At 74.5% G+C, this 10406-nt stretch carries 8 protein-coding genes; all 8 read right to left on the bottom strand.

Going from position 1 to position 10406, the window contains the following annotated elements; genetic code table 11:
- Position 1 precedes the first annotated feature (1 nt).
- Positions 2-1486, bottom strand: a complete 1485-nt coding sequence (murD, locus tag PYR91_RS24575; RefSeq protein ID WP_279783239.1) for a UDP-N-acetylmuramoyl-L-alanine--D-glutamate ligase — start codon at positions 1484-1486, stop codon at positions 2-4.
- On the bottom strand, positions 1483-2541 hold the full coding sequence (mraY, locus tag PYR91_RS24580) for a phospho-N-acetylmuramoyl-pentapeptide-transferase (RefSeq protein ID WP_279783241.1): 1059 nt from the start codon (positions 2539-2541) through the stop codon (positions 1483-1485). Before mraY ends, murD begins: the two co-directional genes overlap by 4 nt.
- Positions 2538-3911 (bottom strand): UDP-N-acetylmuramoyl-tripeptide--D-alanyl-D-alanine ligase, encoded by a 1374-nt coding sequence (murF, locus tag PYR91_RS24585; protein ID WP_279783243.1) that lies wholly within the window; start codon positions 3909-3911, stop codon positions 2538-2540. The genes mraY and murF overlap by 4 nt, the downstream gene beginning before the upstream one ends.
- Before the next feature lie 111 nt (positions 3912-4022).
- Positions 4023-5540: a UDP-N-acetylmuramoyl-L-alanyl-D-glutamate--2,6-diaminopimelate ligase gene (locus PYR91_RS24590; RefSeq protein WP_279783415.1), complete on the bottom strand. Its 1518-nt coding sequence runs from the start codon at positions 5538-5540 to the stop codon at positions 4023-4025.
- 40 nt (positions 5541-5580) lie between these two features.
- On the bottom strand, positions 5581-7467 hold the full coding sequence (locus PYR91_RS24595) for a penicillin-binding protein 2 (RefSeq protein WP_279783244.1): 1887 nt from the start codon (positions 7465-7467) through the stop codon (positions 5581-5583).
- A 320-nt stretch (positions 7468-7787) separates the two neighbouring features.
- Positions 7788-8399 (bottom strand): hypothetical protein, encoded by a 612-nt coding sequence (locus tag PYR91_RS24600; RefSeq protein ID WP_279783245.1) that lies wholly within the window; start codon positions 8397-8399, stop codon positions 7788-7790.
- On the bottom strand, positions 8396-9367 hold the full coding sequence (gene rsmH / locus PYR91_RS24605) for a 16S rRNA (cytosine(1402)-N(4))-methyltransferase RsmH (RefSeq protein WP_279783247.1): 972 nt from the start codon (positions 9365-9367) through the stop codon (positions 8396-8398). Before rsmH ends, PYR91_RS24600 begins: the two co-directional genes overlap by 4 nt.
- A 292-nt stretch (positions 9368-9659) precedes the next feature.
- Positions 9660-10091, bottom strand: a complete 432-nt coding sequence (mraZ, locus tag PYR91_RS24610) for a division/cell wall cluster transcriptional repressor MraZ (RefSeq protein WP_279783416.1) — start codon at positions 10089-10091, stop codon at positions 9660-9662.
- Positions 10092-10406: the final 315 nt, after the last annotated feature.

The following is a 10406-nucleotide window of genomic DNA, read 5'->3' on the forward strand; positions in this document are numbered from 1 at the left end:
GCTATCGGGCTTCGGTGGCCGCCAGGCGGTGCACGGCCCGCGCGAACGCGTCCCCGCGGGCGCCGTAGTCGGCGAACATGTCCATCGAGGCGCCGGCGGGGGCGAGCAGCACGGTGTCTCCCGGCGAAGCGAGCCGGGCGGCTTCGGTGACGACGCGGTCCATGACCCCAGTCTCTTGCTCCGCGACCTCCACGACCGGAACATTCGCCGCGTGTCGCGCCAGAGCCTGGCGAATTCGCGCCCGATCGGTGCCCAGCAGGACGGCGCCGCGCAGCCGCCCGGCCGCCCCGCGCACCAGATCGTCGACGTCCGCGCCCTTGAGAAGCCCTCCGGCGACCCACACCACCGACGGGTAGGCGGCCAGGGAGGCGGCGGCGGCGTGCGGGTTGGTGGCCTTGGAGTCGTCCACGTAGTCGACGCCGGCGATCAGGGCGATGTGGGCGATGCGGTGCGGGTCGGGGCGGTAGGCGAGCAGGCCGCGCCGCACGGCGGCGGCCGGGACGCCGTAGGCGCGGGCCAGCGCCGCGGCGGCGAGGGCGTTGGCGACGTTGTGCGGCGCGAACGGGCGGACGTCGCCCAGTGTGGCCAGCTCCTCGGCGGCCTCCACCGGGTCGTCCACGAAGGCGCGGTCGACCAGGACGTCCTCCACGACGCCGAGCTGCCCGCGCGCGGGCACCCCGAGCGTGAACCCGACCGCGCGCCGCGCGCCGCCGGGCGTCACCGGCCCCCAGACGGGGCTCGCGGCCTCCCCGGCGTACGGGGCGGCCAGGCGGGACGACCACGGGTCGTCGGCGTTGTAGACGGCCACCTGGGCGCGCTCGAAGATGCGGCCCTTGGCGCGGGCGTACTCCTGCATCGACCCGTGCCAGTCGAGGTGGTCGGCGGCGACGTTGAGCACCGCGGCGGCCAGCGGCGCCAGGGTGGAGGACCAGTGGAGCTGGAAGCTCGACAGCTCGACGGCCAGCACGTCGTGCGGGCCCTCGACGGCCTCGACGGTCGGGGTGCCGACGTTGCCGACGGCCGCCGCCCGGAACCCGGCCGCGGCGAGCATCGCGGCGAGCATGCGCACCGCCGTGGTCTTGCCGTTGGTGCCGGTCAGCGCCAGCCAGGGGGCGGCGCCCTCGGGCCTTCGCCGCCAGGCCAGCTCGACCTCGCCGATGACCTCGACGCCCCTGGCCGCGGCCGCGGCCAGCAGCGGGTTGCCCGGGCGCCAGCCGGGCGAGGTCACCACCAGGCCGGCCTCGGCCGGCAGGCCGCCGCCGAAGCGGACCTCCACCCCCAGGGCGGCCAGCTCCGCCGCGGCGGCGCGGCGGCGCTCGTCGTCGCCGCTCTCCACGACGACGACGCGCCGGCCCGAACGGGCCAGGCTGCGCGCGGCGGCGGCGCCCGACACGCCGAGCCCGGCCACGCACACCGTGCCCGTGCCGCCCTCGGGCGGACGCGGCCCCCCCGCGGCCCCGGGGCCGCGGGCTCCCGCGACCGTCATGGCTTGGGCATCCACTCGACGTAGAACAGGCCGAGGCCGCCGGCGGCGCACAGGACGGCGACGAGCCAGAACCGGACCACGATGGTGGTCTCGGCCCAGCCCTTGAGCTCGAAGTGGTGCTGGAGCGGCGCCATGCGGAAGACACGTCTCTTGGTCATCTTGAAGAACCCGACCTGGATGATCACCGAGGCGGTGATGATGACGCACAGGCCGGCCAGGATGAACAGCAGGAACTGGGTGCGGGTGGTGATGGCCAGGCCGGCCAGCACGCCGCCGAGGGCCAGGGAGCCGGTGTCGCCCATGAAGATCTTCGCGGGCGGGGCGTTCCACCACAGGAACCCCACCAGGGCGCCGAGCACGGCGGCGGCCACGACCGCGAGGTCGAGCGGGTCGCGCACCCAGTAGCAGTTGGGCCCGAGCTGGTTGAGGCAGCTGTTGCGCAGCTGCCAGTTGCCGATCAGCACGTACGCGCCGAGCACCACGCCGGTGGCGCCGCTGGCCAGGCCGTCGAGCCCGTCGGTGAGGTTCACGGCGTTGGAGAAGCCGACGATCATGAACAGGACCCACACCGTGAAGATCACCAGACCGATGGACGGCCCGAAGTCGCGCAGGATGGAGAACCGCGTCTCGGCCGGCGTGATCGAGTAGGCGTTGGGGAACCGGACGACCAGCACCGCGAAGACGGCGCCGACGATGAGCTGCCCCAGTGCCTTGGCGCCGCTGCGCAGCCCCAGGCTGCGCTGCTTGTAGATCTTGATGAAGTCGTCGAGGAAGCCGACGGTGGCCAGGCCGGTCATCAGGAACAGCACCAGCAGCGCCGAGGCCGTGGGCGGTGTCCAGGTGGCCAGATGGGAGCAGATGAACCCGAGCAGCGCGGCGATGACGATCACCGTGCCGCCCATGGTGGGGGTGCCGCGCTTGTCGTGGTGGCCCTGGGGGCCCTCCTCGCGGATCTCCTGGCCGTAGCCCTTCCGGCTGAAGAGCCTGATCGCCAGCGGGGTGCCGAGCATCGACAACAGGAGCGCCGTCGCCGCGGCGACGAGGATGTCCCTCATCGGGCCTCACCCCCGAGCAGGGCCTGGGCGACCCGTTCGAGGCCGGCGGCGCGGGGGCCCTTCACCAGCACGGCGTCGCCCGGGCGCAGCAGCGGCGCCAGTTCGGCGGCGGCGGCGTCGGCGTCGGGCACGTGGACGGCGGGCGCCCCCTTCGCGCCGGCCAGCACCGGCCAGGGGTTCTCGCCCACGACCCACAGGCCGGTCAGGCCTGCCTCGGCGGCGACCCGGCCCACCTCCTCGTTGAGGGTGTCGCTCTCGTCGCCGAGCTCGCGCAGCGACGCGATGACCGCGAACCTGCGGCGGTCTCTGCCGAGCACGCCGAGGGTCTGGAAGGCGGCGCGCATGGAGTCGGGGTTGGCGTTGTAGGCGTCGTTGATCACGGTGACGCCGTCGGGGCGGTCGGAGACCTCCATGCGCCAGCGGCTCGCGGGCTCGGCCCGCGACAGCTCGGCGGCGATGCCGACCAACGGGATGCCGAGCTCGTAGGCGGTCGCCGCGGCGGCCAGGGCGTTCTCGACGGCGTGGGCGCCGTACAGCCGCAGGCTCACCTCGGCGGTGCCGGAGGGGGTCGCCAGCGTGAAGGCCGCCCGGCCGCGGTCGTCGAGCCGCTCGTCGACGGAGCGCACCTCGGCCTCGGCCGAGCGCCCGAACCAGCGGACGCGGGCGGCGGTGCGGCCGGCCATGCCGCGTACGAAGGGGTCGTCGGCGTTGAGCACCGCGACGCCGTCCCCGGGCAGCGCCTCGACCAGCTCGCCCTTGGCCTGGGCGATGCGCTCGCGCCCGCCGAACACGCCGAGGTGGGCGGTGCCGACGTTGAGCACCACCCCGATGGACGGCGGCGCGATGCGCGCCAGGTGGGCGATGTGCCCCTCCTCGCGCGCGCTGAGCTCCAGCACCAGGAAGCGGGTGGTCTCGTCGGCCCTGAGCACGGTCAGCGGGTGGCCGATCTCGTTGTTGAAGGAGCCGACCGGGGCGATCGTGGGACCGGCCAGCGCGGTGAGGCGGGCCAGGAGGTCTTTGGTGGTGGTCTTGCCCGCCGACCCGGTGACGCCGACGACCGTGGCGCGCGGCAGCTCGGCCAGGGTGGCGGTGGCCAGCTCGCCGAGGGCGGTCAGCACGTCGCCGACGACGACCGCCGGGGCGTCGACCGGCCTGCTCGCGAGCACGGCCACCGCGCCGGCCTCGCGGGCCTGGGCGGCGAAGTCGTGCCCGTCGGCGCGGGCGCCCTTGAGTGCGACGAACAGCGACCCCGGCCCGGCGGCGCGCGAGTCGATCAGCACGGGCCCGCGCACCACGGCGCGGGGGTCGGCCGAACCCGCGAGCGCGCCCGAGGTGATCTCGGCGATCCTCGCCAGCGGCAACGGGATCATCTGTCTTCCCTACTCTCCATGCAAGCTTCGCGTGCGTCTGGGGGCGGGCCGGCGCCCGCCCCTGGCGCCCGGCCGGGGCCGTGGCTCATCAGCCTTGCACAACCCCATCGGTCACAGGTCCCCGCGTCCGCTGATCGCCTCGGCGACCACCTGCCTGTCGTCGAACGGCAGCACCTCACCGTCGACGTACTGGCCCTGTTCGTGGCCCTTGCCCGCGACGACCACGACGTCGCCGGGTCGCGCGCCCGCCACGGCGAGGCCGATGGCCGCCGCGCGGTCGGGTTCAATGATCACATGGGCGCGCTCGTGCCGGGGCACGCGCAGGGCGCCCTGCAGCATCGCACCGAGGATGACCAGCGGGTCCTCCGAGCGCGGGTTGTCGTTGGTGAAGACGGCCACGTCGGCCAGGCGGGCCGCCGCCTCCCCCATCATCGGGCGCTTGCCGCGGTCGCGGTCGCCGCCGCAGCCCAGCACGATGACCAGGCGGCCGGCGGTGACCTCGCGGAGCGCGCCCAGCACGGACTCCACCGCGCCCGGCTTGTGCGAGTAGTCGACGATGGCCTGGAAGCCGTGCGCGCCCGGCACCCGCTCCATGCGGCCGGGGACCCCGGTGACCGAGCCGACGCCGTGCACCGCCGCCTGCAGCGGCACGCCGGCCTCGACGAGGGCGACCAGGGCGCCGAGGGTGTTGGCGACGTTGAACGGCCCGGGCAGGGCGACCGACACGTCGGCCTCGACGCCGCCGGGCCCGATGACCCGGAAGGTGCTGCCGTCGGCGCCCAGGCGGACGTCCTGGGCCCGCCAGTCGGCCTCGGGGGCGCCCGCGGCGGAGAACGTGGTGACCGGGACCTTGGCGATGCCCACCAGCTCGCGGCCGTGCTCGTCGTCGACGTTGACGACGCCCACGCGAGACAGCTCGGGGGTGAACAGGCGGGCCTTGGTGTGGAAGTAGTCGTCGAGGTCGCGGTGGAAGTCGAGGTGGTCCTGGGAGAGGTTGGTGAACAGCGCCACGTCGTAGAACAGGCCGTCGACCCTGCCCTGCGCCAGGGCGTGGCTGGAGACCTCCATGGCCGCCGCGGTGACCCCCTGCTCGCGCATGAGCGCGAGCAGGGCGTGCAGGTCGCTTGCCTCGGGGGTGGTCAGCGTGGCCGGCAGGCTCCACTCGCCCACGTGGATCTCGACGCCGCCGATCAGGCCGGCGCGATGGCCCGCGGCCCGCAGCCCGCCCTCCAGCAGGAACGTGGTGGTGGACTTGCCGCTGGTGCCGGTGACGCCGATCACCAGCACCTCGGCGGCCGGGGAGCCGTACACCCAGGCGGCGGCGCGTCCGAGCGCGGCGCGGGGGTCGGGCACGACGAGCACCGGCACGCCGGTGGCGACGGCCTCGGCCTGGCCGGCGGGGTCGGTCAGGACGGCGACGGCCCCGGCGGCGACGGCCTGGGCGGCGAAGGCGGCGCCGTGGGCGCTGCTGCCCGCGACGGCGACGTACAGGTCGCCCTGGCGGACGCGGCGGGAGTCGATCGTGATGCCGGTGACGGCGGCCAGCGGCGCGCGGGGGCCGGCCGGTCGCGCGCCGAGCAGGGCGAGCAGACCGGACAGCGGGCGGACCGGGCAGTCGGCTGGACGCATGGAGGACGGGGGACGCACGGCGAGAGCGTACCTTCCTACGTCACCGCTCGGTGCCGATGCGCACCGAAGGGGCGGGCACACCGGTCGGCGGGATCTTCCGGCTCTTCAACGCGAACGTCATGACTTCCTTGAACACTGGTGCGGCGATCTCCCCGCCGAAGTGGCCGTTCTCGGGTGCCTGCACGACGGCGAGCACCACGAGGCGTGGCGCGTCGGCGGGGGTGAACCCCACGAATGTGGAGGTATAACCGCAATACCCCTGGCAGCTCTCGTCGTACCGCATGGCGGTGCCGGTTTTACCCGCGACCCGGTATCCCTTGATGGCGGCGAGCGAACCGGTGCCCACCTGGGCGGTCACCGCGGCCTCCAGCATCGTCGTGACGTCCTTGGCCGTGCGCGCGCTCACCACGCGGGTGCGCTTGGCGGGCTTGGCCGGGACGAACCTGCGGCGCTCGTCGACGGTGCCGGCCACCAGGTGCGGGGTGATCCGCACGCCGCCGTTGGCGATGGTCTGGTAGACGCCGGCCATCTGCAGGGCCGTCACCGAGACCCCCTGGCCGAAGGAGATCGTGCAGCGCTGGCTGCCCGACCAGGTGCCGGGCGCGGGCAGCAGCCCGGCCTCCTCGCCGTAGAAGCCGCCGCCGGACCTCGCGCCGAAGCCGAACGCCTTCAGCGCGTCGAACAGCGGCCGGTCGCCGATCTTGTCGGCGACCATCATGGTGCCCACGTTGCTGGACTCGGCGATGATGCCGGTGAAGGTGAGGTTCTCGGGCGGGTGGGCGTGCGCGTCGCGCAGGACGCGGTCGGCGCACCGGTAGTTGTCCTTGACCTCGAACATCGTCTCCGGCCGCACCACGCCGCCCTCCAGCGCCGCGGCGGCGGTGATGACCTTGTTGGTGCTGCCGGGCTCGAACACCTCGGAGACCGCGCGGTTGCGCCACTCGCCCGCGGCGCTCTGCCACTTGTTGAGGTCGACCTCCGGGGCGTTGGCCATCGCCAGCACCTGGCCGGTGCGGACGTCCATGACGATCACGCTGCCGCTGCGGGCGCCGGCGGTCTTCACCTGCCGGGCGATGGCCTCCTGGGCGGCCCACTGGATGTCGCGGTCGACGGTGAGCCGCACCCCCTGCCCGGCGACGGGCTCCTGCCGGGTGCTGCGCGTCATGGGGATGCGCTGGCCGGTGCCGCCGATCTCGATCGTCTGGCGACCGTCCTTGCCGCCGAGCGGCTTGTCGTAGGTCGACTCCACGCCGGTCAGGCCGGTGCCGTCGTCGCCGACGAAGCCCACCAGGCCGCTGGCGAGGGTGCCGCCCGGGTAGAGCCGCTGGTACTGCGGCGAGGCGGCGACGCCGTCGAGCTTGAGCTCCAGCACCCGCTTGGCGGTGCCGAGCGGGACGTTCCGGGCGAGCAGCGTGTAGTGCGACCTGGTCTGGGCGAGCTTCGCGGCGATGTCCTCCTTGGCGACGCCGAGCGAGCTCGCCAGGGCCGTGGCGACCTGGTCGCGGCGGTCGGGCGGCACCTTGGAGGGGTCGGCCGAGATCTCGCGGGCCTCGACGGTGACGGCCAGCTCGTGGCCGTTGACGTCGGTGATCGGGCCGCGGCGCGCGGGCAGCGTCTCCTCGCGCACCCGCAGCGAGGCCGCCTTCGCCTCGAACACCTTGGAGTCGAGCCCCTGCAGCTGCACCAGGCGCCCCGCGAACAGCGACAGCACGACGGCCATGCCGATCAGGCCGATGTTGATGCGCCGCGAGGGGTTGCCCAGCCGCAGCGGGGCCGGGGGGCGGGGCGGCCGAGGACGGTTCGGCGCGGACCCGGCGGGCGGGCCGCCGCCGTCGCGGCCGGGCGGGACGCGCCGCCCGTCGTGACCTCTGCGGATCAGGCGCCGGGGGCCGGCGACGGTGTCCTCGGCGTCCATGGACGGCCGCACGGGACGACCGCGGCCCGAGCCGGCGGCGCCGGGCCGGTCGGGGCGGCCGGAGCCGCCCGCGGAGCCGGGCCTTTCTGGACGGCCGGAGCCCGGAACGGGCCTCTCGGGACGGCCGGGGGGATCGCCGGGCCGGTCGGGACGGCCGCCGGTGGGGCCGGGACGCTCGGGGCGGCCGGGCCCGTCGCCGGGCCGGTCGGGACGGCCGCCTCCCCCCGCCGGCCCGGGCGCGCGCCGAGGGCCTCCGGGGCCGCCTCGCCCGCCTCCCGTCCCGCCGCCGGGCCCGTTGCGGCCGGAGCGGGGAGGTCGGCCGCCGCCTTCTCTCACCGGGGCGAGACCTCCGCCTGGGAGGTGTCACCGCCGGTCGCGGACGCGTTCTCGCGGGCCCGCGACCCCTCGCCGCCCGCCTGGGCCGCGCCGCCGGTGGGGGTGACCACACGGCTCTGCGGCCGGGTGGTCAGCCCCTTGGCGGGGTCGATGAAGACCGGGGCGGCGTCGTCGGGCTTGAAGGTCGGGTTGGCCGCACGCCGCGCGATCTCGCCGGGCTGGGACTTGATCAGAAGGCTCTTGTTCATGTCCTGCGCCTGCTGGTGGAGCCGCTTGGTGCTGTCGCGAAGGTCGTTCATGCGGAACGAGTCCTTGGCCAGGACGGTGTTGAGCAGCAGCAGGCTCACCAGGCCGCCGCACAGCAGGCCGACGACGAGCAGCACGAACGGGGCGCGCGGCGCGTTGCGCGGCGTGGACGGCGGCCGCACGCCGCCGCCCGCCGGCTTGGCCGCCGGGCGCGCGGGCGCGCGCCGGACGGGACGCGGCGGCGCCGGGGCCGCGCGGCGCCGGGTCGTGGCGGGCGCGGCGGCGCCGCGCTCGGGACGCTCGCCCAGGGCCGTAGCCGCCCGGCCGCCGGTGTCCCGGCCGATCTCCTTCTCCATGCTCATTCCGGCTCCCGGATCCTCTCTGCCGCACGCAACCTCGCCGAGGCCGCGCGCGGGTTGGCCGCGACCTCCTGCTCGTCTGGAACCTCTGCTCCCCTGGTCACCAGGCGGAACCTCGGCTGGTGCGCCGGCAACGGGACGGGAAGCCCCGGGGGGCCGGTGTCCTTGGTTCTCGCCGCGAGGACCTGCTTGCTGATGCGGTCCTCCAGTGAGTGGTAGGAGAGCACGACCACGCGCCCCCCGACCGCCAGCGCATCGAGTGCCGCGGGAAGGGCCCGCTCGAAAGCGGTCAACTCCCCGTTGACCTCGATTCGTAACGCCTGGAACGTTCTTTTCGCGGGATTTCCGCCAGTTCGACGGGTCGCCGCGGGGATGGCCTCGCGGACGATCTCCGCCAGGCGCTTGGTGGAGGTGATCGGGCTCGCCGCCCGCTCCCTCAGCAGGAACCGCGAGACGCGGGACGCGAAACGCTCCTCGCCGTAGTCGCGCAGGATGCGCGTCAGCTCGCCCTCGGAATAGGTGTTGACCACCACGTCGGCCGTGAGCTCCTGCTGTGGGTCCATGCGCATGTCGAGCGGGGCGTCCTGGCTGTAGGCGAAGCCGCGCTCGGCCTCGTCGAGCTGCGGCGACGACACGCCGAGGTCGAACAGCACGCCGTCCACCCGGGGGCGGCCCGCGCGGGCCAGCACCTCGGGGAGCTCGTCGGAGACCGCCCGCACCAGCGTGATGCGACCGGCGTAGGGCGCGAGGCGCGCGGTGGAGCGCTCGATCGCGTCGGGGTCGCGGTCGACGCCGATCAGGTGGAGGCGGGGATGCGCGGCCAGCAGGGCCTCCGCGTGGCCGCCGAGGCCCAGGTTGGCGTCGACGAGCACGGGCTCGGAGCCGCCCAGCGCGGGAGCCAGCAGCTCCAGCACGCGCCCGAGCATCACCGGAACGTGACCGCCCGGCTCGGCATGGCTCGTGTCATGCATCGGTCCAACCCCCTTCGCCGCCTCGGCCGTGTCGTCGAAGCCCCGTGACACGTACCAGCTCGCGGATGCGCGGCAATTCTGCACGTCTTCCCGCCGGTGGACTACCGCCCCACCCCTGTAGACGGCTCGCCCGGCCAGGTCCCCATCCGCGTCCCCCTCTTCGCGCCGCGCCACCTGACACCGGGGAAGGTGCATCAGCTGGCGGCGGCGCCGTGATGGCCGGGGGAAGCCCGGCCCAGCGGGAGCGGGTGGAGACCTCGCCGAACGACGTCGTGCCGACGAGTCGACCGTTTCAAAGCACTCCGGGCAGCACCTCCTCCGACAGTTCGGAGAAGGCCTGCTCTTGGTCGGCCAGGTAGGTCTCCCAGGCCGTGGCGTCCCAGATCTCCAGCCGCGTGTTGGCCCCGATGACCACACAGTCGCGACGGAGGCCCGCGTATTCGCGCAGGCTCTGGGGGATGGTGATCCGCCCCTGTTTGTCGGGCGTCTCGTCGGAAGCGCTCGCGAAGAAGACACGACTGTAATCGCGGACGGCCTTGGCTGTCACAGGCGCGGTACGCAGCGCCTCGGTGATGCGCTGGAACTCCTCCACGGGGAACACGTAGAGGCACCGCTCCTGGCCCTTGGTGATCACAAGACCCTCCGCCAGCTCCTCACGGTACTTCGCCGGCAGGAACAGTCGTCCTTTCTCGTCCAGACGCGGGTGATGAGTGCCGAGGAACACCGGCCCCACCTCCCGTGCCACGTGGAACGGCCGGCGCTGTGGCACCAGCCCCTCCACTGCGCACCACCATACTCCACTTCTCCCCACCGTCAACTAATTCAGCGGGTTCGCCTCGGCGATTCGCCGCACGTTTTCCCAGTTCAGAAGGGGTGGAGCGGAGTGGAGCGCCGGAGACCGCGCCCCCGCGCCCGGCGTGTCGCCGCAGGGCGCCCGTGGCCTCGTGGGGCGCCTGGGGCGGGGAATCACCGTCACGGCGGGGCCGCGGTGGAGGAGAGTGGAGGGCGCGCCGCCCGGTCCCGGGTCGCGGGATCGGCA

The organism is Sphaerisporangium sp. TRM90804, from assembly GCF_029846175.1.
In the GTDB taxonomy this organism is placed as follows: Bacteria; Actinomycetota; Actinomycetes; order Streptosporangiales; family Streptosporangiaceae; genus Sphaerisporangium.